The following is a 24,539-nucleotide window of genomic DNA, read 5'->3' as shown; positions in this document are numbered from 1 at the left end:
GGCGTGGAGTTCACCAAGGGGCACGGCACCGGCAACGACTTCGTGATCCTGCCCGACCCGGACGGGCAGTTGGAGTTGACGCCAGGGATGGTCGCCGCGCTCTGCGACCGCCGGCGCGGGCTCGGCGCCGACGGCGTGCTGCGGGTGGTCCGGGCGACCGCGCACCCCGAGGCCGCCGGGCAGGCCGGGGACGCCGAGTGGTTCATGGACTACTGGAACTCCGACGGCTCGTTCGCCGAGATGTGCGGCAACGGGGCCCGGGTGTTCGTCCGCTACCTGGTCGCCGCCGGGCTGGCCGACCCGGCGGACGGGACGCTGCCGGTGGCCACCCGGGCCGGCGTCGTGCGGGCGCGGGTGAGCGGCGACAGCATCGCCGTCGAGATGCGCCGCCCCCGGCTGTACGACACGTCGACCGCCTCGCTGGGCGGGCTGACCCTGCCCGGCACCTCGGTGGACGTGGGCAACCCGCACCTGGTCTGTGCCCTGCCGGCCGGCCTGGACCTGACCGGGCTGGACCTCACCCGGGCACCCGAGGTCGACCCGGCCGCCTTCCCCAACGGCGTGAACGTCGAGTTCACCGCCCTCGGCGACCCGGTCGACGGCGCCGACGGGCACGTGTTGATGCGGGTGTACGAGCGGGGCTCCGCGGAGACCCTCTCCTGCGGCACCGGCGCCTGCGCGGTGGCCGCGGTGGCCCTGCGCGACGCCGGCCGGGACACCGGCGTGGTGGCGGTGGACGTCCCCGGCGGCCGGCTCTCGGTCACCGTCACCGACGACTCGTGCTGGCTCGCCGGTCCGGCCGTGCTGGTCGCCACCGGCGAGATCGCCCCCACCGCCCTCACCACCGCCCCCTGACCCGGCCCTCCGCCACCCGGCGCCGCGGTCCGGGTGCGTCTGTTGCTGCTGTGGCGACGACAGACGCACCCGAACACCAGCGATCACCGTCCCCGTCGCGCCGACCTGGCGCGGGGAGGGGGGCGCGGGCGGGTCAGGGGGTGGCGGAGGCTTCGGCGGCGATCTCGGGCAGGTCGGCCGGACCGGGGTCGGCGGCCGGGGCGGGAGCCGGGTTCTGCGCGGCGGCCCGGACGGCCGCGGCCACCGCCGGCGCGACCCGCGAGTCGAAGACGCTGGGCACGATCACCGTCGGGTTGATCTTGTCCTCGCCGACCACGTCGGCGATGGCCTGGGCGGCGGCGATCGCCATCTCCTCGGTGAACTCCTCGGCGTGCGCGTCGAGCATGCCGCGGAAGACGCCGGGGAAGGCGAGCACGTTGTTGATCTGGTTCGGCTGGTCCGAGCGGCCGGTGGCGACCACCGCGGCGTGCTTGCGCGCCTCCCGGGGGTCGACCTCCGGGTCCGGGTTGGCCAGCGCGAAGACGATGGCGTCCTTGGCCATCGCGGCGATGTCCTCGCCGGTGAGCAGGTTGGGCGCGCTCACCCCGATGAAGACGTCGGCGCCCCGGATCGCCCCGGGCAGGTCGCCGGAGTAGTTCTCCTTGTTGGTGTGCTCGGCCAGCCACTGCCAGGCCGGGTTGAGGCCGGCCTGGCCGCGGTGCAGGGCGCCCTGCCGGTCGTACGCGATGATGTCGCCCACACCCTGGCGCAGCAGCAGCTTCATGATCGCGGTGCCCGCCGCACCGGCGCCGGAGACCACCACCCGGACGTCCGCGAGCTGCTTGCCCACCACCCGTAGCGCGTTGGTCAGCGCGGCCAGCACGCAGATGGCGGTGCCGTGCTGGTCGTCGTGGAAGACCGGGATGTCCAGCGCCTCGCGCAGCCGGGCCTCGATCTCGAAGCAGCGCGGCGCGGCGATGTCCTCCAGGTTGATCCCGCCGTACGCCGGGGCGATGGCCTTGACGATCTGCACGATCTCGTCGGTGTCCTGGGTGTCGAGGACCACCGGCCAGGCGTCCACCCCACCGAAGCGCTTGAACAGCGCGGCCTTGCCCTCCATCACCGGCAGCGACGCGGCCGGCCCGAGGTTGCCCAGGCCCAGCACCGCCGAGCCGTCGCTGACCACGGCCACGGTGTTGCGCTTGATGGTCAGCCGGCGGGCGTCGGCCGGGTTCTCGGCGATCGCCTGGCAGACCCGGGCCACCCCCGGGGTGTACGCCCGGGACAGCTCGTCGCGGGTGCGCAGCGCGACCTTCGAACTCACCTCGATCTTGCCGCCCAGGTGCAGCAGGAAGGTGCGGTCGGACACCTTCCGCACGTCCACCCCGTCCAGCGCGGTGAGCGCCTCGACCACCTGGTCGGCGTGGCCGGCGTCGGCGGTGTCACAGGTCAGGTCGACGATCACGTGGGTCGGGTCGGAGTCGACGACGTCCAGCGCGGTGACGATCGCCCCTGCCTCCCCGACGGAGGTGGTCAGCCGGCCGATCGACGAGGCGTCGGCGGGTACGGCGATCCGGATGGTGATCGAGAAGCCCGCACTCGGAAGTCGGGTGATGGCCACGGGTTTCCCTCCGTCAGCACTGAACGGGTGTCGCCCCGCATTTCTACTCGCCCGCGCAGGTCGGCCGGCATCCGACCCCGCTACCGGCGGGTACGCCACCGGGCATATTGCAGGTGCGTCCGGCGTTGCTACATGTCAGGATTGCTCGGTACCTGACAGAACGGACAGGAGAACAGCTTGCGAGACCAGGAGACCTACGTTCCCCTCGACGACGACGAGCTCGACGCCACCACCGGTGAGTTCGAGCTGTCGGAGCGGCAGGCGCTGCGGCGGGTCCCCGGCCTCTCCACCGAGCTCACCGACATCACCGAGGTCGAGTACCGCCAGCTCCGGCTGGAGCGGGTCGTCCTGGTCGGCGTCTGGACCGAGGGCACCCAGATCGACGCCGAGAACTCCCTCACCGAGCTGGCCGCGCTGGCCGAGACCGCCGGCTCGCAGGTGCTGGAGGGGCTGATCCAGCGGCGCAACCGGCCGGACCCGGCCACCTACATCGGGCGGGGCAAGGTCGACGACCTCGGCTCGGTGGTCCTCGCCAGCGGCGCCGACACGGTGATCTGCGACGGCGAGCTGTCCCCGTCCCAGCTGCGCAACCTGGAGCAGCGCACCAAGGTCAAGGTGGTCGACCGGACGGCGCTGATCCTCGACATCTTCGCCCAGCACGCCAAGAGCAAGGAAGGCAAGGCCCAGGTCGAGCTGGCCCAGCTGGAATACCTGCTGCCCCGGCTGCGGGGTTGGGGCGAGACGCTGTCCCGGCAGACCGGTGGTAGCGGTCGCGGCGGCGGCGCCGGCGGCGGCGTGGGCCTGCGTGGTCCCGGTGAGACCAAGCTGGAGACCGACCGGCGCCGGATCCGGCACCGGATCGCCCGGCTGCGCCGGGAGATCAAGGGCATGAAGACGGTACGCCAGACCAAGCGCGCCCGCCGGGCCCGCAACGCCGTCCCCGCGGTGGCCATCGCCGGCTACACCAACGCCGGCAAGTCGAGCCTGCTCAACCGGCTGACCGGGGCGGGCGTGCTGGTCGAGAACGCGCTCTTCGCCACCCTCGACCCGACCACCCGCCGGGCCACCGCCGCCGACGGGCGGCTCTACACCCTCTCCGACACCGTCGGTTTCGTCCGGCACCTGCCGCACCAGATCGTCGAGGCGTTCCGCTCGACGCTGGAGGAGGTCGCCGAGGCCGACCTGGTGGTGCACGTCGTCGACGGCACCCACCCGGATCCGGAGGAGCAGGTCCGGGCGGTCCGTGAGGTGCTCGGCGAGGTGGGCGCCGACCGGCTGCCGGAGCTGTTGGTGGTGAACAAGACCGACGCCGCCGACGAGGAGACGCTGCTGCGGTTGAAGCGGCTCTGGCCGGAGGCGATCTTCGTCTCGGCGCACAGCGGCCGCGGCATCGACGGGCTGCGCGACGAGATCGAGGCACGGCTGCCCCGCCCCGCGGTGGAGGTCCGCGCGGTGCTCCCGTACGACCGGGGTGACCTGGTCGCCCGGGTGCACCGGCAGGGCGAGGTGCTCAGCACGGCCCACCTGGCGGAGGGCACGTTGCTGCACGTCCGGGTGGGCGAGAGCCTCGCGGCCGAGCTGGCGCCGTTCCGGGCGGGGGAGGACCAGGCGGTCGCCGGGGCCCGGTGAGGCGTCCCGGCGTCACCCGGCCGAAACGTGGGGCATGCGACACTGACTCCATGCGCCGCGCTGTCTCGTTGATCATGGCTGCCCTCGGTCTGGTGGGGGTAGCCGTGGCGGCCGGCGGAGCCGCCGTGGCGGCGCCCGCCCCCGCCTCCCTCCCGTCCGCGGTTGCCCCGGGCAAGAAGCGGTGCACCGTGGCCGACGAGCGGCTGCGCGAACTCTCCGGCCTGGTGGCCACCCGGAGCGGCTACATCGTGATCAACGACGGCACCGACGTCGAGAGCCGCAAGCGGGTCTTCTTCCTCGACAGCAAGTGCGAGGTCACCAAGGACGTCAGCTACTCCGGCGGCGGGCCGTTCGACACCGAGGACCTGGCGCTCTCCCCGGACAGCAAGACGCTCTGGATCGCCGACACCGGCGACAACGTCACCAGCAAGAACCGGCGGGACCGGGTGGCGGTGTGGAGCATGCCGGTCAGCGGCAGCAAGAAGCCGCAGCTGCACCGGCTGTCGTACCCGGAGGGCAAGCACCACGACGCCGAGGCGTTGCTGATCAACTCCGACGGCAGCCCGCTGGTCATCACGAAGGTGACGAGCGGCAAGGCGAAGGTCTTCACCCCGGACGGCAAGCTCAAGACCGGCGACACCGAGCCGGTGCCGATGAAGCAGGTCGGCGAGATCACCCTGCCGAAGACGGCCACGGAGAACCCGTTCAACACCTTCGGCCGGGTCGCGATCACCGGCGCCGCCCGGTCGCCGGACGGCACCCGGGTGGTGCTGCGCACGTACGCCGACGCCTTCGAGTACGACGTGTCGAACGGCGACGTGCTGGCCGCGGTGACCACCGGCAAGCCCAAGGTGACCCCGCTGGCCGACCCGTTCGGCGAGGCGATCGCCTACACCCCCGACGGCAAGTCCTTCCTCACCGTCTCCGACGGCGGGCAGATGGAGGAGGACGAGCCGATTGAGATCCTCAGCTACACCCCCTCCACCGAGGGCGCGAAGCCGGTGGCCGGCGAGGATGACGGCCAGCCGAAGAAGGCCTCGCTGTCCTGGTTCGACTCGCTGTCGCTGCAGGACATCACCTACCTCATCGCGGCGGTCGGCGTGATCGGCGCGTTGCTGGTCGGCGCCGGCATCGTCGGCATCCTCCGGGCCCGCAAGCGCGGCGCCGGGTCGTCCGGTGACGACGCGGACGGCCGGGACCCCGACGACGACCTGCCCGACAATCGCCGGATCCGACCCGACGACGACCGCTCCGAGCCCGACGCCCGCCGCGGCGGCGTGTACGGGGGACCGGCCGGCGGCGGGGTCTACGGCGGCGGCCGCGGTGGCCCCCCGGCCGGCGGCGGTGACCGTGGTGGCCGGGCGGGCGGCGGTGGCCGGGGTGGCGCACCGGCCGGTGGCGGCGTCTACGGCGGTGGCCGCCCGGCGGGCGGTGGTGGCGTCTACGGCGGTGGCCGCCCGGCCGACGGGGGTGGCGTCTACGGTGGCGGCCGCCCCAACGGCCGGCCCGCCGGTGGCGGTGGCGGCGTCTACGGCGGTCAGCCCGGCGGTGGGTACGGCGGTGGTGGCCGGGCGGAGCCGCCTCGCCGGGGCGGCCCGGAGCAGGATCCCCGGGGGCAGCGGCCAGGGCGCCGCCGCGACGGCGGCTACGACGACGGGCGCGGCTCGTACGGCCAGGTGCCCGGCCGGGGCTATCGGGGCGACCGGTACTGACCATCCCCTTCGCCCGACCGGTTGACCCGCCGTCGGGGGTGGGCCGGTCCGGGTGACCGCCGGTCGGCGGCCACCCGGCGGAACGGGTCAGATGCGGCGCAGCACCGCGACGACCCGACCCATGATGGTGGCGTCGTCGCCCGGGATCGGGTCGAATGCCGGGTTCTGCGGCATCAGCCAGACGTGACCGTCGCGCCGACGGTAGGTCTTCACTGTCGCCTCGCCGTCGAGCATGGCCGCGACGATGTCGCCGGCCTCGGCGTTGGGCTGTTGCCGGACCACCACCCAGTCGCCGTCGCAGATCGCCGCGTCGAGCATCGAGTCGCCCTTGACCTGGAGCATGAAGACCTCGCCCTCACCCACCAGCTCGCGGGGCAGCGGGAAGACGTCCTCGACCGCCTGCTCGGCCAGGATCGGGCCACCGGCGGCGATCCGGCCCAGCATCGGCACGTACGCCGGGGTGGGGCGCTGGGAGCGGCTCAGCTCGTCGTCGACCACGTCGCTCGGGGCGCGGACGTCCACCGCCCGCGGCCGGTTCGGGTCGCGGCGCAGGAAGCCCTTCTTCTCCAGCTCCTTGAGCTGGTAGGCGACGCTGGACGGGGAGACCAGGCCGACCGCCTCGCCGATCTCGCGCACGCTCGGCGGGTAGCCGTGCCGGTCGACCCAGGTGCGGATGAACTCCAGGATCCGCCGCTGCCGGGCGGTCAGGTCGACCGTCGCCGGGTCGGGGAATGCGCTGACCACCGGGGTGACCGGGCGCACGGCGGGCTGCCCGGCCGCCCGGCCGCGGGTGGCGGCCCGGCGTCGGGTGGCCGGCGGGCCCGCCTCGGTGATCTGGTGCGGGCTCTTGGGCCGGCTGGCCCGGTCCTCGGTCACGTCCGTCCTCCCTGGTCGGCGCTGGGTGCCTCGGCGGCTCGTGGTGCGTGCGGCGGGGCTGTGCTGGCCGGTGCGGCGGGTGCCGCGACCGGTTGTTCCTGACCGTATAGGTGAGATCGGTCATTTTCAAACATCTGTACGACCTCGGCTCGGCGTGTCGCGGTGGAAAAGCTCGCGGCTCGTACGCCCGTTCTGGTAATGGTACGTCGGGTCGAACGGGTGTTCGATCCTGGCGGATCGTCGGCGAGCGCGGACCGGCCGGGCGGTAACCCCCGGCGGGGTCGTTCGGTTGGTCCTCCGGCGGCACCGGACGGTGGGTTCGACGCGGTTTGCCGGTGACGCGCCGGACACGCCGCCCAACTTGACCTCCGTTCGTCGGCGGCATACGGTCGACCCCTAGATGTAGTAGTCACACGGGCGTAAGTCGCCTACAGGTTGGGTTCGACTACCGACCGCACTCCAGTACTGTCGGCACGGCGACGGCCATCGGAGGATGGCCCCGCCGGGGTCCGGCGTGCCCGGAGATGCGTGGGATCGGGCCCGTGGATCGACGAAGGAGGTCAGGCGATGCGGTGTCCGTACTGCCGGCACGCCGACTCTCGGGTGGTCGACTCGCGGGAGGCCGACGACGGCCAGTTGATCCGCCGGCGGCGGTCCTGCCCGGAGTGCGGCAAGCGGTTCACCACCGTCGAGGAGGCGGTCCTCGCGGTGGTCAAGCGCAGCGGGGTGACCGAGCCGTTCAGCCGCACGAAGATCATCGGCGGGGTGCGCAAGGCGTGCCAGGGCCGGCCGGTGGACGACGACTCGATCGCGCTGCTCGCGCAGCGGGTCGAGGAGACCGTCCGGGCCAAGGGGGCCGCCGAGATCCCCAGCCACGAGGTGGGGCTGGCCATCCTGGGCCCGTTGCGGGACCTGGACGAGGTGGCCTACCTCCGGTTCGCCAGCGTCTACCGGTCGTTCGACTCGCTCGCCGACTTCGAGCGGGAGATCGAGACGCTGCGGGCACGCGCCCGGGAGGGCGCCGAGGCCGGCGCGGCAGAGGCCGCGGGCCGGGCCGGTTGAGTTTTTCCAGATTTCTGACAGATGGGACGCGTGGTGGGTGACCACGTAGACGAGGGGGCGGACGTCGTGACGACGAGCAGGTCGCGGAACAAGGCGGGGACAGGTCTGAAGGTCGAGCGGGTCTGGACGACCGAGGGGGTGCACCCGTACGACGAGGTCACCTGGGAGCGCCGCGACGTCGTGATGACCAACTGGCGGGACGGCTCGATCAACTTCGAGCAGCGCGGGGTGGAGTTCCCCGAGACCTGGAGCGTCAACGCGGCCAACATCGTGACCACCAAGTACTTCCGGGGCGCGGTGGGCACCCCGGAGCGGGAGTGGTCGCTCAAGCAGCTGATCGACCGGGTGGTGACCACCTACCGCACGGCCGGTGAGGAGTACGGCTACTTCGCCAGCCCGGCCGACGCCGAGGTGTTCGCGCACGAGCTGACCTGGATGCTGCTGCACCAGGTGTTCAGCTTCAACTCGCCGGTCTGGTTCAACGTCGGCACGCCGTCGCCGCAGCAGGTCAGCGCCTGCTTCATCCTCGCGGTCGACGACTCGATGGACTCGATCCTGGACTGGTACAAGGAGGAGGGGCTGATCTTCAAGGGCGGCTCCGGCTCCGGGGTGAACCTCTCCCGGATCCGCTCCTCCAAGGAACTGCTCTCCTCCGGCGGCACCGCCTCCGGCCCGGTGAGCTTCATGCGCGGCGCGGACGCCTCCGCCGGCACCATCAAGTCCGGCGGCGCCACCCGGCGCGCGGCCAAGATGGTCATCCTCGACGTCGACCACCCCGACATCGAGGAGTTCGTGGTCACCAAGGCGCGCGAGGAGGACAAGATCCGCGCGCTGCGCGACGCCGGTTTCGACATGGACCTGGGCGGCGCCGACATCGTCAGCGTGCAGTACCAGAACGCCAACAACTCGGTCCGGGTGTCGGACGAGTTCATGACCGCCGTGGAGAACGGCGGCAGCTTCGACCTGCGCGGCCGGCTGGACGGCTCGGTGATCGACACCATCGACGCCAAGAAGCTGTTCCGCACCATCTCCCAGGCCGCCTGGGAGTGCGCCGACCCCGGCCTGCAGTACGACGACACCATCAACGACTGGCACACCTGCCCGGAGACCGGCCGGATCACCGCGTCGAACCCGTGCTCGGAGTACCTGCACCTGGACAACTCCTCGTGCAACCTGGCCTCGCTCAACCTGATGAAGTTCCTCCGCGCCGACGGTGGCTTCGAGGTGGAGAAGTTCGTCAGGTCGGTCGAGCTGGTCATCACCGCGATGGACATCTCGATCTGCTTCGCCGACTTCCCGACCGAGAAGATCGGTGAGACCACCCGCGCCTACCGACAGCTCGGCATCGGCTACGCCAACCTGGGCGCCCTGCTGATGGCCTCCGGCCTGCCGTACGACTCGGACCAGGGCCGCTCGGTCGCCGCGGCGATCACCTCGCTGATGACCGGCACCGCCTACCGCCGCTCCGCCGAGCTGGCCGGCATCGTCGGCCCGTACGACGGCTACGCCCGCAACGCGGAGCCGCACAAGCGGGTCATGCGCAAGCACGCCGCCGCCAACGACGAGATCAAGTCGGCCGGCACCGTGGCCACCGCCATCCAGCGGGAGGCCACGAAGCAGTGGACGCTGGGCAACAAGGTCGGTGAGAAGAACGGCTGGCGGAACTCGCAGGCCAGCGTGCTCGCCCCGACCGGCACCATCGGCCTGATGATGGACTGCGACACCACCGGCGTCGAGCCCGACCTGGCGCTGGTCAAGTTCAAGAAGCTGGTCGGCGGCGGCTCGATGCAGATCGTCAACCAGACGGTGCCGCGCGCCCTGCGCAGCCTCGGTTACCCCGAGGAGCAGGTCGAGGCGATCGTCGAGCACATCGCCGACCACGGCCACGTGGTGGACGCCCCCGGCCTGAAGCCGGAGCACTACCCGGTCTTCGACTGCGCCATGGGCGAGCGGTCGATCGCCCCGATGGGGCACGTGCGGATGATGGCGGCGGTCCAGCCGTTCATCTCCGGCGCGATCTCCAAGACGGTCAACATGCCCGAGCAGGCCACCGTCGAGGACGTCGAGAAGATCTACTTCGAGGGCTGGAAGCTCGGCCTCAAGGCCCTGGCGATCTACCGGGACAACTGCAAGGTCGGCCAGCCGCTGTCCGCGGCCAAGCCGAACAAGGCCACCGCCGAGGCTCCGGCCGAGGTGGAGAAGGTGGTCGAGAAGGTCGTCGAGTACCGCCCGGTGCGCAAGCGGCTGCCGAAGAAGCGCCCGTCCCAGACGGTCAGCTTCTCCGTCGGCGGCGCCGAGGGCTACCTCACCGCGTCGTCCTACCCGGACGACGGCCTCGGCGAGGTCTTCCTCAAGATGTCGAAGCAGGGCTCGACCCTCGCCGGGGTGATGGACGCCTTCTCGGTGGCCATCTCCATCGGCCTCCAGTACGGCGTGCCGCTGGAGACGTACGTCAGCAAGTTCACCAACATGCGCTTCGAGCCGGCCGGCATGACCGACGACCCGGACGTGCGGATGGCCGCTTCGGTGATGGACTACATCTTCCGTCGGCTCGCGCTGGACTTCCTGCCGTACGAGCGGCGCGCGGAGCTGGGCATCTTCACCGCCAAGGAGCGGGCTGCCCAGCTGCGGGCCGAGGCGGAGGCGGAGAGCGGCGCGGACCTCGCCGCGATGGCCGCCTCCGCCCCGGTCGAGACCAAGCCGGAGGAGCCGAAGACCGGCCCGGTGGCCCAGCCGGCCCAGGAGGTCGCCGAGGTCGCCGCCGCCAAGCCGGCGCCGTCGGTGGGTTCCAGCACCGAGCTGCTGGAGGCCGTGATCGGCAAGGCCGCCGACGCGCCGCTCTGCTTCACCTGCGGTACGAAGATGCGCCCGGCCGGTAGCTGCTACGTCTGCGAGGGCTGCGGCTCCACCAGCGGCTGCAGCTGACGAACCACCGCGACGAGCCCCGGGCGTTCCGACGCCCGGGGCTCGTCCGTTCCTCCGCGCGCGATGCGGGATGTCGCGGCCTCAACGCCCTGGGGGAGTCCACCACGGCGAATCCGGTGTCGACGCCGTCGGCGGGCAGGACAACGTGGGGGCATGCCGGCGATCATCGGGGGATGACCATCGCCGAGACGTACGTGCGGTTCGGAGCCCGCGAGGCGCGGGGCGTGTCGCCCGCGTACGAGCGCCTCTCCCTCGCGGTCTCCCGAGACGACGGGCTGCTCGCCCTCGCCGAGACGCTCCCGCCGGCCAAGCGGCAGCCGAACCTGCTCTTCGGTGTGGTGCGGCTGCTCGGCGGGCCGGTGCACGACCCGGCAGCGTTCCACGACTTCACCTTGGCCAACTGGCCGGCGATCGAGGCGGAGCTGCGCAGCCGGGCCGTGCAGACGAACGAGCCGGGGCGCTGTGCCGTACTGCTGCCGGTGCTCGCCGCCCTGCCGCAGCCGCTCGCGCTGATCGAGGTGGGCGCCTCCGCCGGGCTCTGCCTCTATCCCGACCGGTACGCCTACCGCTACGGCGACCGGCTGCTCGGCCGGGGCGGGCCGGTCCTCGACTGCGCGCTCACCGGCAGCGCGCCGCCGGAGCGCCGGCCCGAGGTGGTGTGGCGGGCCGGCCTGGACCTGAACCCGCTCGACGTGACCGATCCGGCGGACGTCGCCTGGCTCGACGCGCTCATCTGGCCGGAGCACGAGCACCGCCGGGACCGGCTGCGGGCCGCGGCGGCCGTCGCCGCGGCCGACCCGCCGCTGCTGGTGCGCGGCGACCTGGTGGACGACCTGCCCGCGCTGGCCGCGCGGGCGCCGGCCGGCGCCACCCTGGTGGTGTTCCACACCTCCGTGCTCTACCAGGTGCCGGCGCCGCGCCGGGCGGCGTTCGCCGAGGCGGTACGCGCCCTGCCCGGCCACTGGATCGCCAACGAGGCGCCGGACGTGCTGCCGTACGACGCGCTCCCGGAGCCGCCGGGCGATGCCCATCACAACGTGCTGGCGCTGGACGGGACGCCGCTGGCCTGGACCCGCGGGCACGGCCAGGCGATGACCTGGTTCGGTTAGCGTGCCCGCTCGTGGCAGAGCAGCACCACGCCGTTGCCGAAGGTGCGGGTGCCGACCAGCCGCAGCGGGCGCCGTTCGCCGGAGGTGGGGAAGATCTGCCGGCCCCGGCCGAGGATGACCGGGTGGACGTAGATCCGCCACCCGTCGACCAGGTCGTGTTCGAGGAAGGTGGCGATGAGGTCCGCCCCGCCGAGGACGAGATCGCCGCCCGGCTCGGCCTGGAGCTTGCGTACCTCGTCGGGGACGACCTCCCGGACGATGGTGGTGCCCCAGTCGGCCCGCTCGAGGGTCCGCGAGTAGACCACCTTGGGCATGTCCCGCCAGATCCCGGCGAACTCCTTCATCGGTTCGCTGCTCGCCGGATCCTGGTCGGCCGTGGGCCAGAAGGCGGCCATCAGCTCGTAGGTCCGCCGCCCGTCGAGGAACCCGCCCATGGTGCGCAGTTCGGCGTTGAAGTGGCGGTGCAGCTCCTCGTCGACCATGTGCCAGCTGATGTCCCCGCCCGGGCCCTCGAAGAACCCGTCCAGCGACACGCTCATGTGCACGATGATCTTCCGCATCGTCGGTGCTCCTTCGCGATCGGCTGCCGTCAGCTCACAGCATCCCCGACGGGTCGGACAGCCGCCGGCACGTCGCGCATCCCGCGCAGCGGCGAACAGACCACGAACAGCGACGCGCTCCAGGTGCCGAGCACGCAGATCCACAGCGCGGGCCGCAGCCCGAGCTGGCTGCCCAGCGCGCCGCCGAGCAACGCGCCGAGCGGGATCACCCCGAAGCAGATCCAGAGGAACGCCGCGTTGACCCGGCCGAGCAGCTCGGGTGGGGTGATCCGCTGCCGGTAGGTCATCGAGGCGACGTTGAACAGCACCGCGTTGGCCGAGAACGCGGCCAGCCCGACCCCGTAGAGCAGCACCCCCCACCCGGGCTGGGCCAGCGGCATCAGCAGGTAGAGCGGGCCGGGCGCGGCCATCGCCACCCAGATCACCCGGGCGGACCCGAGCCAGGCGGTCAGCCGCCCGGCCAGCGCGCCGACCACCAGCCCGCCCACCGCGCTGACCGAGAAGACCAGCCCGACCAGCGCGGGGGAGGCGTGCAGCTCGCGCAGCATGAAGACGACCTCGATGGAGCTGGACGCCATCACGAAGAAGTTGGACGTGGTGGTGCAGGCCAGGATGGCCAGCAGGATCCGCTGCCGGCGGATGAAGCCGAGCCCGCCGGTCAGCTCCGCGCGCAGCGGCCCTCGCTCGCGCCCGGACCGGACGGCGGGGCGGCGCCGGACCAGCAGCAACGTCACCGCACTCACCAGGAAGGTCGCCCCGGTGGCCAGGAAGGTCTTCGCGGCGCCGACCAGCCCGACCAGCACCCCGCCGATCGTCGGCCCGACCAGCTCGGCCGAGTCCTGGCTGATGGTGAGCTTCGCGTTGGCGTCCAGCAACTGCTCGGCCGGTACCAGCGCCGGCAGCACGCTCTTGTACGCCACGGTGAACAAGACGGTGAGCACGCCGGCGAGGCCGACCACGGCGTACAGGAAGGGCAGGCTGAGCCGGCCGACCAGGGCGACCACCGGCACCGACAGCAGCAGCACGGCCCGGCCCAGGTCGCAGGCGACCATCAGCCGGCGCTGGTCGACCCGGTCGGCGATGATCCCCGCCGGCAGCGAGAAGAGCAGGTACGGCAGCCAGGCCAGGAAGGTCAGCAGGGAGACCTGGAAGACGCTGGCGCCGAGGGTGCCCGCGGCGAGCAGCGGCACCGCCACGTTGGAGATCCGGGTGCCGAGTTCGGCGACCGTCTGGCCGCCCCAGAGCAGGCCGAAGTCCCGGCTGCGCCACAGCGGTGCCGGGGTGGCCGCCTCGGCGGACGGCAGCAGTCGCTGCGTCACGTCCCTGCCCCCCGGGTCAGCCGGCGTGCGGCGGCCGGGGCGGAGTCGGTCTGGACGCAGCGGTGCGGCACCGCGCCAGCCTGCCGCCCCACCCCGGCCCGTGCCAGCCATTTCCGGGCCGGCGGTGGCGCCGGTGGCCCGCGCGCCGGCCGCCGGGCGGTCAGATCCAGCCGCGCCGGGTGGCCTCGACGCCGGCCTGGAACCGGCTACTCGCCTGCAACCGTTCGGTGAGCGCGTTCATCAGCCGCTGCACGCTGCGCGCGGAGATGCCCAGCTGCCGGGCCGCCGACTCGTCGGTGTGCCCGTCGGCGAACAGGTGCAGCAACGCCTTCTCCTGCGGGGTCAGTGTCCCGGACCGGGCGCCGGGCACCTCCCCGAACGGGCTGCCCTGCTGCCAGACCTGTTCGAAGAGCGCGAGCAACCCGGCGACCAGACCGGGGCTGCGCAGCTCCAGGGCGCCCAGGCGGGGCTCCCGCGGGTCGATCGGGGTCAGCGCGATGCTCTGGTCGACGATGATCAGCCGCATCGGCAGGGTCGGCACCGTGCGCGACTCGCTGCCCAGCGCGGCCATCCGCCGGGCGTGGGCCAGGGTGGCCGGGTCGTTGCGGAAGCTGTCCTGGTAGACGTTGCGGATCCGGACGCCGCGGTCCAGGGCGGCGGCGTTGAGGGGCGCCTCGGAATGCCGGGTGTCGGCGGGCTGGGCGCCGCCCGGGCTGAACGAGAGGCACTCGGTGGTGGCGCTGCCGGCCAGCTCGGCCAGCCGGTCGCGGACCGCGTCGATCCCCTCCAGCCGGAGCACCACCTCGTGCTGCTCGTGCGTCACCGCGATGTCGGCGATGGCGGCGCGCACCGCCTCGATCTGCTGCTGCCGTACGGCGATGTCGGCCTCGACCCGGGCCAGCAGCGCGGCGAGCCCGGTCTGCGGCCGCACCGCGCGGGCCGCGCCGCCGGTGCCGTCCAACCGGACGAGCGCCAGATCGGCGAGCACGTCGAGCGCGGCGTGCACCTGCGCCGGGTCGAGATCCAGGTGGGCGGCGAGACCGGCCACGTCGAGGGTGGGATGCGCGAGCATCGCCCGGTAGACCGATTCATTGACAGTGGACAAACCCAGCGCTTCCAGCACCGAAACCTCCCCGTTGGTTCGATGGGGACGAGTGTAGATGTGGCGCGGCCTTTTCCGCTGTCCCGTGGCGGCGGTTGCGACTTCTCGCCAGGCAGGGTCTGGCCAGCCCCAAGACGGTGACAGCGCCCCGCGGGAGCGGCACGCTTGTCCCAACGCCGGTGAGCAATCACCGAATACGCGTCGAGGTGCCATCTTCCGCCATTATCCGAAAGGGACCAGTCATGTCCGCGTGCCGCTCTCTGTCCACCCGACTGTTCGTTCCGGTGCTGCTCGTCGCGGTGTTGACGGCCATCGCCGCGGCCCTCGGCATCGAGGTCACCACGGGTCCGCTCGCCGAGGGTTTCGGCTGGACGCCGCCGCTTCCGGCGCCGAACCAGGCGTGATCGCCGCCGTGGTCCGGATAGCCCCACTCGGCGGGGATCCGCGATATCCCGAACCGGAGCTGAACGGCCTGCTGTCGGCGCGGGCGCGTCTGGACGATCGGATTAACCATTTCCGAATTCGGGCCGGGCCGTCCGGATTCGACATTCTCGCATTCGTCGCCACCGACCGGCCGTCGTTGGCGTACGCAATTCTGCGTCGGGCGGTTCAGTGCTGCCTCGCGGATGATCCGCGGCTCGACCTCTGGCGCATCGTCTGATTTCCGTTTTTCCAGTCCCGGGAAAGGACACCGTACGTGAGAAGTCTGCTCCGGATGGCCGGCCTGGCCGCCGCCGTGACCACCGCCCTGGCGGCGACCGTCGTCGCCGCGCCGACGACTGCCCTGGCCGCCCCCAGCACCCCCGCCTTCGGCTCCCGGATCGACGGTTACGCCGCCTACGACGGCCAGGACACCTGCGACCCCACGGCTAAGCCGGGCGTGGTCGGCTTCAAGGACCTGCTCAACGCGACCTACGGCTCCCACACCTGGGGCATCGGCCGGGACTGCGGCAGCGGCGGGACCAGTGAACACAAGGAGGGCCGGGCCCTCGACTACCACTTCAACTACTACGACGCCGGGCAGCGGGCGGACGCCACCGATCTGCTTAACTGGCTGCTCGCCACCGATTCGTACGGCAACCGGCACGCGATGGCGCGCCGGCTCGGCATGATGTACATCATCTGGAACAACAAGATCTGGAAGGCGTACGAGCCCTCGGCCGGCTGGCAGACCTACAGCGGTGCCAACCCGCACACCGACCACATCCACTTCAGCTTCAGCTGGGCCGGCGCGCAGAAGCGGACGAGCTGGTGGTCGGCGGATCACGTGGCCGGGAACGCCTCCGTCTACGGCGTGCTGCCGGACGGCCGGATGACCTACTCCGTGATCGACGCGGGCACCGGGGACCGCACCTTCGGGCCGGTCATCTCCACCGCCACCCTGGGCTTCACGCCGAAGGCGATGGCCACGATGAACTTCAACACGATCCTGGTCACCTCCACCGCCGGCAAGCTCTACCGGGTCGACGTCCGTACCAACAACGAGTCCCTCACCTTCGACGCGCCCGTCGAGATCGGCTCGAAGGGCTGGACCAGCGACCTGCTCGCCTACGACGGGGCCGGCAACCTGTTCGGCATCGCCGACGGCCAGCTGCGCCGCTACGGCGTCACCGTGGGAACCCACTCCGTGACCATCAACACCAACACCCTGATCGGCAGCGGCTTCACGCTGAACACCCTGACCGCGACCGGGACCAACTGGATCCTGGGCACCACCAGCGCGGGCACCCTCCGGTCCTACAAGATCAACGGGCCGGACGACTGGAACCCGGCGACGCTCGACGCCGACGGCTGGGGCTTCACCCACCTGATGTCGCCGGGCGGCGGCATCTACTTCGGCCGCACCTCCTCCGGCGGCATGTACCACTACCACGACGTCAACCCGTACGACCTGGACGGCAGTGACGTCCAGTACCACCTGAGCGACCCGGTCGACGCGTCCGGCTGGACCCAGGTGCTGCTCTCCACGCAGCCGAGGACGGTCAGCTGACCCGTACGACGGTCACCCCGCCTGCCGCGACCACCCCGGTCGCGGCAGGCGGCCGTCGTGCGCCTGCCCGTACGGCGTCGGGGCCGGGATCGGTCTCGACGCGGCGGTAGGGCACCCGGCCAGCCTGCCGGCGCGGCTCGCCCGGTGCCACCCCATTCCGCCCGGGCGGTACGGTCGGCGGGCCGCGCGCCGCGGCGCTGACGGGAGGTCCGCACGTGTCCATCGCCCTGTTCACCCTCGGCGGCACCATCGCGATGGGCGGGCACGACCCGGGGCGGGCGGGGGTGGTCACCCGGCTGACCGGCGCGGACCTCGTCGCCGCGGTGCCCGGGCTCGGCGACCTCGACGCGCCGCTGGACGTACGGGACGCCCTCGCGGTGCCCAGCGCCCACCTGACGTACCGCCAGCTGCTCGACGTGGTCGACGCCGCCGGCCGGGCGGTGACCGCGGGCGCCACCGGCGCGGTGGTCACCCAGGGCACGGACACGCTGGAGGAGTCGGCGTTCCTGGCCGACCTGGTCTGGCCGCACGACGCGCCACTGGTGTTCACCGGGGCGATGCGCAACCCGACCCTGGCCGGCCCGGACGGCCCGGCGAACCTGCTGGCCGCGGCCCGGGTGGCGGCCGCCCCGGCGGCCCGCGGCCTGGGCGTGCTGGTCGCCTTCAACGACGAGGTCCACGCCGCCCGCTGGGTACGCAAGACGCACAGCACCAGCACGGCCACCTTCGCCTCGCCGAACACGGGCCCGCTCGGGCACGTGATCGAGGGGCGGGTACGCGTGCTGCTCCGGCCGGAGCGGCCGGCGCCGCTGCCGCCGGTCGACCCGGCCCGGCTGGCCGACACCCGGGTCGCCCTGCACACGGTGACCCTGGACGACGACGGGCTGCTCCTCGACCGGGTCGCCGACACCCACCACGGACTGGTCGTCGCCGGCTTCGGCGTGGGGCACGTCCCCGCCACGCTGGCCCCGGTGCTCGGCGCCCTGGCCGACCGGATCCCGGTGGTGCTCACCTCCCGCTGCGGCGCCGGGTCGGTGCTGCGGAACACCTACGGCGCGGTCGGCTCGGAGACCGACCTGCGCCGGCGCGGGCTGCTGGACGGCGGTCTGCTCGACCCGTACAAGGCGAAGGTGCTACTCCGGCTGCTGCTCGCGGCGGGTGCGAGCCGGGGCACCATCACCGCCGCCCTGGCCCGGCACGGCTGAACCGCGCTCCGGCCCGCCGCCGCTGCGCCGCGACGCTCCGGTCCGGCACGCTGAGCCGCGCTCCGGCCCGGCGCGGCTGAGCCGCACTGCGGCCCGGCGGTTGAGTCGCGCGCTCCGGTCCGGCTGAGCCGCCGCCCTGGTCCGGGCGGATGGGTCGCCGCCCTGGTCCGGGGCGGCCGGGTCGTCTCCCTAGACTGCCCCGGTGAGCGGAGAGCGACGACCGCTGGCGGACCGGCCGTTGACCGAGCCGCACCCGTCCCGGCTGCCGCCCGGGCACCCCGACCGGGACCGGATCCTCGCCGCGCACGCCGCCGCGCTGGCCGCCGGGGAGGCCGGCTACCTCGACCCGGGCACCGGTCTCTTCGTGCTCAGCGCGGGCTTCCTGGCCCGCCGGGGCACCTGCTGCGGCCGCGGCTGCCGGCACTGCCCGTACGTGGCCGATTGAGGGCTTCCGCCGGGACCGGGTGAGCCCGTACGGTGTCCGGCGGACACGTCGGGGTGGACAGCGGAGGAGTGATCGTGCACGGGCGGAGCGTGGTCGCCGGCGTGGCCGTGCTACTGGTGGCGGGCTGCGCGGCGGAGGCCGAACCGGTGGCGGTGCCGCCGCCGGCGCCGATCTCGATCGACGTGCCGGCGGCCTCGTCCGGCGGCGCGTGCCGGCTGCTCGACTTCGCCGTGATCGAGGAGCACGCCCAGGTCCGTTTCGACGTGGCGGCGGCCAGCGATCGGGGCGACAGCCACACCTGCGTGGTGCGCTCCGGAACGGCGAGCCTGCCCGAGCTGACCCTGACCGTGACCGAGACGTCCATCGACCCGACCACGTTCACCGAGGACGTGGTGCCGGCGAAGGCGACCAAGGTCACCGGGCTCGGCCAGCGGGCGTACCGGCGCACCGGTGCCGCGGGCGGCGGTCACGGCCCGGTGGCCGAGGTGGGCTGGCTGGCCGGCGGGGGGCGGCTGGCCACGCTGCACTGGACCAGCCCGAAGGGCACCGACCGGGGTGCGGTGGACGACCTCGTCGCCGCGCTGGTCGACCTGGCGAAGAAGGTCGACACCGGGGCCCTGTGACGGCGGCGGGCACCGTCAGCCGGCCGGCCGGTGGCCGCCGCAGGAGCGGGGGCCAGCCGGCCCGGGAGCGGGACCGGTCAGCCGGCCGCGACGAAGACCCGCGAGGCGACCTCGCGGGGCAGCCGGATCCGGCCGCCGTCACGGTCGATGGAGACCCCGTCGCGCTCCTGCGCCACGGTCACCCGGGCACCCGGGTCGACACCGGCGGCGTGCAGCTGGCGCAGCACGTCGGCGTTGGTCTGCACGCTCTCGCAGATCCGCCGCACCACCACCGGCCCGGACAGGCCGGGGAACGCCAGGTTGCGCTCACCCTCGGCCACCTCGGCGGTCTGCGGCTCGGGGGAGCCCAGCTCCTCCAGCCCGGGGATGGGGTTGCCGTACGGCGAGCGGGTGGGCCGGTTGAGCAGGTCGTAGACCCGCTTCTCGACCGCGTCGCTCATCACGTGCTCCCACCGGCAGGCCTCCTCGTGGGCCTCCTCGTAGGGCATCCCGATCACGTTGACGAGCAGCAGCTCGGCCAGCCGGTGCTTGCGCATCACCGAGACCGCGGTGGCCCGGCCCTGCGCGGTGAGCGTCAGGTGCCGGTCGCCCTCGACCGTGAGCAGGCCGTCGCGCTCCATCCGGGCGACGGTCTGGCTGACGGTGGGGCCGCTCTGCCGCAGCCGTTCGGCGATCCGGGCGCGCAGCGGCGGCACCCCCTCCTCCTCGAGTTCGAGGATGGTGCGCAGGTACATCTCGGTCGTATCGACCAGGTCGTGAGACTTCATATCGTCAGCGGCCCTCCGGTGGTCGATGCTACCTCGGACGTCCGACGATTGACCGCCGCCGAACCGGTGGTGGCAGCCCCGATGGTGTTGACTGGACGCCATGTCCGGTACCGATGATCTTCTGGTCGAACCCGACCGGCTCGCCGCCGAGCTCGACCGCGCCGACCCGCCCACCGTGCTCGACGTCCGCTGGCGGCTCACCGGCCCGCCCGGCCGGGACGACTACGCGGCCGGCCACCTGCCCGGCGCGGTCTTCGTCGACCTGGACACCGACCTCTGCGGGCCGCCCGGCGCCGCCGGCCGGCACCCGCTGCCCGACCCGGCCGCGTTGCAGGCGGCGCTGCGGGCCGCCGGCGTCCGCGCCGGTCACCCCGTGGTGGTGTACGACGGCGGCGACGGCATGGCCGCCGCGCGGGCCTGGTGGACGCTGCGCTGGGCCGGCCACCGCGCGGTGCGGCTGCTGCACGGCGGCTTCCCGGCCTGGCTGGCGGCCGGGCTGCCCACCTCGACCGAGGTGCCCGAGCCCCGCCCCGGCGACGTCACCGTCCGGCCGGGCGAACTGCCGGTGCTCGACGCGGGCGCGGCGGCCCGGCTCGCCGCCGGCGACGGCGTGCTGCTGGACGTGCGGACCGCCCCCCGCTACCGGGGCGAGACGGAGCCGATCGACCCGGTGGCCGGGCACGTGCCGGGCGCGGCCAACCTGCCGGCGGCCGAGTACGTCGGTCCGGACGGGCGGTTCCCGGCCGCCGACGCGCTGCGCGACCGGTTCGCCGCCGCCGGGGTCGGCGCGGACCGCCCGGTCGGGGCGTACTGCGGCTCGGGGGTGACCGCCGCCCAGGCGGTGCTCGCCCTGCACCTGGCCGGCCGCCCGGACGCCGCGCTCTACGTCGGCTCGTGGAGCAACTGGGTCGCCGACCCCTCCCGGCCGGTGGCCACCGGGGCGACACCCGACGCGTGAGCAGCGCGTGCGCGGGGTCACTCCGGGACGCGTGCGACGATGAGCCCATGTCCGACGACACGGTGGTGGTGTGGGACGAGTCGCTGCTCGCCTACGACATGGGTGACCACCCGCTGGACCCGGTGCGGGTGGAGCTGACCATGGCGCTCGCCCGCGAGCTGGGCGTCCTGCGCCGGCCGGGGGTGCGGCTGGTCAAGCCGGAGCCGGCCGACGAGGCGCTGCTGACCCGGGTGCACGACCCGCGCTACCTGGACGCGGTGCGGGTCGCGCCGAGCGATCCGCTCTTCGCCGGGTTCGGGCTGGGCACCTCGGACAATCCGGTCTTCCAAGGGATGCACGAGTCCAGCGCGCTGGTCGCCGGCGCCAGCGTGGCCGCCGCCGAGGCGGTCTGGCGGGGCGAGGCCCGCCGCGCGGTCAACGTGGCCGGCGGCCTGCACCACGCGATGCCGGCCCGGGCCGCCGGCTTCTGCGTCTACAACGACCCGGCGGTGGCCATCGCCCGCCTGCTCGACCTGGGCGCCGAGCGGATCGCCTACGTCGACGTGGACGTGCACCACGGCGACGGGGTGCAGCAGATCTTCTGGGACGACCCGCGGGTGCTCACGGTCAGCCTGCACGAGACCCCGCTCGCGCTCTTCCCCGGCACCGGGTTCCCGGACGAGACCGGCGGCCCGGAGGCGGTGGGGACGGCGGTCAACGTGCCGCTGCCGCCGGGCGTCGGCGACGCCGGCTGGCAGCGCGCGTTCCACGCGATCGTGCCCTCGGTGCTGCGCGCGTTCCGGCCGCAGTTGCTGGTCACCCAGTGCGGCGCGGACGGGCACCGGCTCGACCCGCTGGCCGACCTGCACCTGTCGGTGGACGGGCAGCGCGCCACCTACCTGGTCCTGCGGGCGCTCGCCGACGAACTCTGCGACGGCCGCTGGGTGGCCACCGGCGGCGGCGGGTACGCGCTGGTCGAGGTGGTGCCCCGGGCCTGGACGCACCTGCTGGCGGTCGCCACCGGCGAGCCGGTCGACCCGGCCACGCTCACCCCGCCGGCCTGGCGGGAACTGGCCGCCGCGCGCCGTCCCGGCCACCAGGTGCCGCTGCGGATGACCGACGACGTCGACCCGGCGTACGAGCCGTGGCAGCCGACCGGGGAGCCGAACGCGGTGGACCGGGCCATCGCGGCCACCCGCAAGGCGGTCTTCCCGCTGTTCGGGCTCGACCCGCACGACCCCCGTGACTGAACCCCCGGCCGGGCCGGTGGCGACCGCGCCGCAACCGGTGGACGTGCTGCTCAGCGACGGCACCACCGTCCAGCTGCGACAGATCGGGCCGGCGGACGCCCCGGGCATCGTGGCCATGCACTCCCGGTTCTCCGAGCGCACCCGCTACCTGCGCTACTTCTCGCCGTACCCGCGGATCCCGGAACGCGACCTGCAGCGCTTCGTCAACGTCGACCACCGCGACCGGGAGGCGTTCGTGGTGCTGGCCGGCGACCGGATCGTCGCCGTGGGGCGCTACGAGCGGCTCGGCCCGGAGGCGCCCGAGGCCGAGGTCGCCTTCGTGGTCGAGGACGCCTACCAGGGCCGGGGGATCGGCTCGGTGCTGCTGGAGCACCTGGCCGACGCGGCCCGCCGGGTCGGCATCGTCAACTTCGTCGCCGAGGTGCTGCCGGCCAACGGCGCGATGCTGCGGGTCTTCGCCGACTTCGGCTACCAGGTCCAGCGCGAGTTCGCCGACGGCGTGGTGCACCTGAGCTTCCCGATCGCGCCCACCGAGGCGACGCTGGAGGTGCAGCGCGGCCGGGAGCACCGCACCGAGGCCCGGTCCATCGCCCGGCTGCTCGCCCCGCGCGGGGTGGCGGTCTACGGTGCCAGCGCCACCGGGCAGGGCGTCGGCGCGGCGGTGCTGGGGCACCTGCGCGACTCCGGCTTCACCGGCTCGGTGGTGCCGGTGCATCCGAGCGCGGCGACGGTCGCCGGGCTGCCCGCGTACCCGTCGGCGGCCGCGGCCGGCCTGCCGGTGGACCTGGCCGTGGTCGCGGTGCCGCCGGAGGCGGCGCAGACGGTGGTCGCGGACGCGGCCGCCGCCGGGGTGCACGGCCTGGTGGTGATCTCCGCCGGCTTCGCCGAGGCCGGTCCGGAGGGGGCCGCGGCGCAACGGGCCCTGGTCCGCGCCGCGCACGCCGCCGGGATGCGGGTGGTCGGCCCGAACTGCCTCGGCGTCGCCAACACCGATCCGGCGGTACGCCTCAACGCCACCCTCGCCCCGCGGCTGCCGGTGCCCGGCCGGGTGGGCATCTTCAGCCAGTCCGGCGCGTTCGGGGTGGCCCTGCTGGCCGAGGCGGACCGCCGCGGGTTGGGGCTGTCCAGCTTCGTCTCCGCGGGCAACCGGGCCGACGTCTCCGGCAACGACCTGCTCCAGTACTGGCAGGACGACCCGGGCACCGACGTGATCATGCTGTACCTGGAGACGTTCGGCAATCCGCGCAAGTTCGCCCGGCTGGCCCGCCGGATCGGCCGGGACAAGCCGGTGGTGGCGCTCGCCTCGCCGGCCCGCCCGCCGGGCGTCGGCGACTCCGTCGGCCCCGACGAGGTGGCGGTGAGCGCGCTGTTCGCCCAGTCCGGCGTGATCCGGGTGGACACCGTGGCCGAACTGCTCGACGTCGGGGTGCTGCTGGCCAACCAGCCGCTGCCGGCCGGCCGGCGGGTCGGCGTGGTGGGCAACTCCTCGGCGCTGACCGGGCTGGCCGCCACCGCCTGCGCCGCCCAGGGGCTGACCGTCGCCGCCGGCGGCGTCCGGGACGTCGGACCGCGCGCCGGGGCCGCTGAGTTCGCCGCCGCGCTGGCCGAGACCGCCGCCGACGACCAGGTGGACGCGCTGGTGGTGGTCTTCGCGCCGCCGCTGCCCGGCCAGCTCCCCGACGCCGAGGCGGACTTCTCCGCCGCGTTGCCCAACGCGCTCGCGCCCGGCAAGCCGACAGTGGCCACGTTCCTGGTCGGCCGGGCGCCGGCCGGGGTGCCGGCGTACCCGAGCGTGGAGGAGGCGGTCCGCGCCCTGGCCCGGGTCGCCGCGTACGCCGACTGGCTGCGCCGCCCGCCCGGGGCGGTGCCGGAGCTGCCCGGCGTCGACCGGGCTGCGGCGCAGGCGGCGCTGCGCCCGGAGGCCACCGACCCGGCGGGCCTGCTCGCCGCGTACGGCATCGAGGTGGTCGAGTCGGTGCCCGCGCGCTCGGCCGACGAGGCGGTGGCCGCGGCGGACCGGCTCGGCTACCCGGTGGCGCTGAAGGCGGCCGCCCCCGGGCTGCGGCACCGGCTCGACCTGGGCGCGGTCCGGCTCGACCTGCCCGACCCGGCGACCCTGCGCCGCGCGTACGCCGAGATGTCCCCGGTCTTCGGCGCGGACGTGCTGGTCCAGCCGATGGTCCCGCCCGGCGTGGCCTGCGTGGTCGAGCTGGTGGAGGACCCGGCGTTCGGGCCGGTGGTCGGCTTCGGCCTCGGCGGCGTCGCGACCGAGCTGCTCGGCGACCGGGCCTGGCGGGCCGTCCCGCTGACCGACCTGGACGCCGCCGAGCTGGTCGACGAGCCGCGCGCGGCGCCGCTGCTGCGCGGGCACCGGGGCGCCGCGCCGGTGGACCGGGCGGCCCTGGCCGAGCTGCTGCTGCGGGTCGGCCGGCTCGCCGACGAGCAGCCCCGGGTCCGTTCCCTCACCCTGAACCCGGTGCTGGTGCGGCCGGACGGCCTCTCGGTGCTGCACGCCGCCGTGCGCACCGGCTCCGCGGCCGACCGGCCGGACACCGGCCCGCGCCGGCTGTAGC

Annotated in this window: 20 protein-coding genes; 14 read left to right on the top strand and 6 right to left on the bottom strand. The window is 73.8% G+C overall.

Annotated elements, in window-relative coordinates; translation table 11 throughout:
• The first annotated feature begins 3 nt into the window (after positions 1 to 3).
• A complete protein-coding gene (dapF, locus tag Q3W71_RS02320; protein WP_302917603.1) occupies positions 4 to 855 on the top strand; it encodes a diaminopimelate epimerase in 852 nt (283 codons plus the stop codon).
• Between the two features lie 133 nt (positions 856 to 988).
• On the opposite strand, the gene Q3W71_RS02315 is transcribed toward dapF, so the two are convergent.
• Positions 989 to 2,455: an NAD-dependent malic enzyme gene (locus Q3W71_RS02315; protein ID WP_302917602.1), complete on the bottom strand. Its 1,467-nt coding sequence runs from the start codon at positions 2,453 to 2,455 to the stop codon at positions 989 to 991.
• 177 nt (positions 2,456 to 2,632) lie between these two features.
• On the opposite strand from Q3W71_RS02315, the gene hflX reads away from it, so the two are divergent.
• Both hflX and Q3W71_RS02305 read left to right on the top strand, forming a co-directional pair.
• The gene (gene hflX, locus Q3W71_RS02310) at positions 2,633 to 4,084 is read left to right on the top strand and encodes a GTPase HflX (RefSeq protein WP_302917601.1); all 1,452 of its coding nucleotides are present in this window, start codon (positions 2,633 to 2,635) and stop codon (positions 4,082 to 4,084) included.
• A gap of 50 nt (positions 4,085 to 4,134) precedes the next feature.
• Complete coding sequence (locus tag Q3W71_RS02305; protein ID WP_302917600.1) at positions 4,135 to 5,796, top strand: hypothetical protein; 1,662 nt, start codon at positions 4,135 to 4,137, stop codon at positions 5,794 to 5,796.
• A gap of 87 nt (positions 5,797 to 5,883) precedes the next feature.
• Here Q3W71_RS02305 and lexA read toward each other — a convergent pair whose 3' ends face one another.
• Entirely contained in the window at positions 5,884 to 6,672 is a 789-nt protein-coding gene (lexA, locus tag Q3W71_RS02300; protein WP_302917599.1) for a transcriptional repressor LexA, read from the bottom strand.
• A 567-nt stretch (positions 6,673 to 7,239) separates the two neighbouring features.
• Between lexA and nrdR the strand changes: the two genes are divergently transcribed.
• From nrdR to Q3W71_RS02285, 3 genes are all read left to right on the top strand, one after another.
• Positions 7,240 to 7,734, top strand: a complete 495-nt coding sequence (gene nrdR / locus Q3W71_RS02295; RefSeq protein ID WP_167187561.1) for a transcriptional regulator NrdR — start codon at positions 7,240 to 7,242, stop codon at positions 7,732 to 7,734.
• Positions 7,735 to 7,755: 21 nt separating this feature from the next.
• Positions 7,756 to 10,659 (top strand): vitamin B12-dependent ribonucleotide reductase, encoded by a 2,904-nt coding sequence (locus Q3W71_RS02290; RefSeq protein ID WP_302917598.1) that lies wholly within the window; start codon positions 7,756 to 7,758, stop codon positions 10,657 to 10,659.
• Between the two features lie 173 nt (positions 10,660 to 10,832).
• Positions 10,833 to 11,768: a DUF2332 domain-containing protein gene (locus Q3W71_RS02285; RefSeq protein ID WP_302917597.1), complete on the top strand. Its 936-nt coding sequence runs from the start codon at positions 10,833 to 10,835 to the stop codon at positions 11,766 to 11,768.
• Here Q3W71_RS02285 and Q3W71_RS02280 read toward each other — a convergent pair.
• The 3 genes from Q3W71_RS02280 to Q3W71_RS02270 all read right to left on the bottom strand — a co-directional run bounded on the left by Q3W71_RS02280 (position 11,765) and on the right by Q3W71_RS02270 (position 14,770).
• The gene (locus tag Q3W71_RS02280; RefSeq protein WP_302917596.1) at positions 11,765 to 12,328 is read right to left on the bottom strand and encodes a dihydrofolate reductase family protein; all 564 of its coding nucleotides are present in this window, start codon (positions 12,326 to 12,328) and stop codon (positions 11,765 to 11,767) included. The genes Q3W71_RS02285 and Q3W71_RS02280 overlap by 4 nt on opposite strands.
• 29 nt (positions 12,329 to 12,357) lie before the next feature.
• A complete protein-coding gene (locus tag Q3W71_RS02275) occupies positions 12,358 to 13,647 on the bottom strand; it encodes an MFS transporter (protein ID WP_302917595.1) in 1,290 nt (429 codons plus the stop codon).
• 160 nt (positions 13,648 to 13,807) lie between these two features.
• The gene (locus Q3W71_RS02270; protein WP_302917594.1) at positions 13,808 to 14,770 is read right to left on the bottom strand and encodes a helix-turn-helix transcriptional regulator; all 963 of its coding nucleotides are present in this window, start codon (positions 14,768 to 14,770) and stop codon (positions 13,808 to 13,810) included.
• Between the two features lie 379 nt (positions 14,771 to 15,149).
• Here Q3W71_RS02270 and Q3W71_RS02265 point away from each other — a divergent pair, with 379 nt between their 5' ends.
• The 5 genes from Q3W71_RS02265 to Q3W71_RS02245 all read left to right on the top strand — a co-directional run bounded on the left by Q3W71_RS02265 (position 15,150) and on the right by Q3W71_RS02245 (position 19,012).
• A complete protein-coding gene (locus Q3W71_RS02265) occupies positions 15,150 to 15,410 on the top strand; it encodes a hypothetical protein (protein WP_302917593.1) in 261 nt (86 codons plus the stop codon).
• Between the two features lie 36 nt (positions 15,411 to 15,446).
• The gene (locus Q3W71_RS02260) at positions 15,447 to 16,739 is read left to right on the top strand and encodes a M23 family peptidase (RefSeq protein ID WP_302917592.1); all 1,293 of its coding nucleotides are present in this window, start codon (positions 15,447 to 15,449) and stop codon (positions 16,737 to 16,739) included.
• Positions 16,740 to 16,954: 215 nt separating this feature from the next.
• On the top strand, positions 16,955 to 17,944 hold the full coding sequence (locus Q3W71_RS02255; RefSeq protein ID WP_302917591.1) for an asparaginase: 990 nt from the start codon (positions 16,955 to 16,957) through the stop codon (positions 17,942 to 17,944).
• Positions 17,945 to 18,146: 202 nt separating this feature from the next.
• A complete protein-coding gene (locus tag Q3W71_RS02250; protein ID WP_302917590.1) occupies positions 18,147 to 18,389 on the top strand; it encodes a DUF5522 domain-containing protein in 243 nt (80 codons plus the stop codon).
• A gap of 74 nt (positions 18,390 to 18,463) precedes the next feature.
• Entirely contained in the window at positions 18,464 to 19,012 is a 549-nt protein-coding gene (locus Q3W71_RS02245) for a hypothetical protein (protein ID WP_302917589.1), read from the top strand.
• Positions 19,013 to 19,089: 77 nt separating this feature from the next.
• Here the strand turns inward: Q3W71_RS02245 and Q3W71_RS02240 are convergent, their stop codons facing one another.
• The gene (locus Q3W71_RS02240; protein WP_302917588.1) at positions 19,090 to 19,779 is read right to left on the bottom strand and encodes a metal-dependent transcriptional regulator; all 690 of its coding nucleotides are present in this window, start codon (positions 19,777 to 19,779) and stop codon (positions 19,090 to 19,092) included.
• Positions 19,780 to 19,879: 100 nt separating this feature from the next.
• Between Q3W71_RS02240 and Q3W71_RS02235 the strand changes: the two genes are divergently transcribed.
• From Q3W71_RS02235 to Q3W71_RS02225, 3 genes are read left to right on the top strand one after another with little or no spacing between them, the layout of a single operon-like run.
• Positions 19,880 to 20,737 carry a sulfurtransferase gene (locus Q3W71_RS02235; RefSeq protein ID WP_302917587.1) on the top strand — a complete coding sequence of 286 codons (858 nt, stop codon included), beginning with the start codon at positions 19,880 to 19,882 and terminating at the stop codon, positions 20,735 to 20,737.
• A gap of 47 nt (positions 20,738 to 20,784) precedes the next feature.
• On the top strand, positions 20,785 to 21,966 hold the full coding sequence (locus Q3W71_RS02230) for an acetoin utilization protein AcuC (protein ID WP_302917586.1): 1,182 nt from the start codon (positions 20,785 to 20,787) through the stop codon (positions 21,964 to 21,966).
• A 16-nt stretch (positions 21,967 to 21,982) separates the two neighbouring features.
• Positions 21,983 to 24,538 (top strand): bifunctional GNAT family N-acetyltransferase/acetate--CoA ligase family protein, encoded by a 2,556-nt coding sequence (locus Q3W71_RS02225; protein WP_302918705.1) that lies wholly within the window; start codon positions 21,983 to 21,985, stop codon positions 24,536 to 24,538.
• The last annotated feature ends 1 nt before the right edge of the window (position 24,539 follow it).

It is taken from the genome of Micromonospora sp. C28SCA-DRY-2, assembly GCF_030519475.1.
GTDB lineage: Bacteria > Actinomycetota > Actinomycetes > Mycobacteriales > Micromonosporaceae > Micromonospora.
Note: the sequence above shows the minus strand (reverse complement) of the source record. Positions and strands in the feature narration are given on the sequence as shown.

Bases quoted from the DNA above. Each gene is read 5' to 3' on its own strand.
- Q3W71_RS02285 (WP_302917597.1), top strand. From the start codon at position 10,833: ATGACCATCGCCGAGACGTACGTGCGGTTCGGAGCCCGCGAGGCGCGG.
- Q3W71_RS02290 (WP_302917598.1), top strand. From the start codon at position 7,756: ATGGGACGCGTGGTGGGTGACCACGTAGACGAGGGGGCGGACGTCGTG.
- nrdR (WP_167187561.1), top strand. From the start codon at position 7,240: ATGCGGTGTCCGTACTGCCGGCACGCCGACTCTCGGGTGGTCGACTCG.
- Q3W71_RS02230 (WP_302917586.1), top strand. From the start codon at position 20,785: ATGTCCGACGACACGGTGGTGGTGTGGGACGAGTCGCTGCTCGCCTAC.
- Q3W71_RS02280 (WP_302917596.1), bottom strand. From the start codon at position 12,328: ATGCGGAAGATCATCGTGCACATGAGCGTGTCGCTGGACGGGTTCTTC.
- Q3W71_RS02240 (WP_302917588.1), bottom strand. From the start codon at position 19,779: ATGAAGTCTCACGACCTGGTCGATACGACCGAGATGTACCTGCGCACC.
- Q3W71_RS02235 (WP_302917587.1), top strand. From the start codon at position 19,880: ATGTCCGGTACCGATGATCTTCTGGTCGAACCCGACCGGCTCGCCGCC.
- Q3W71_RS02305 (WP_302917600.1), top strand. From the start codon at position 4,135: ATGCGCCGCGCTGTCTCGTTGATCATGGCTGCCCTCGGTCTGGTGGGG.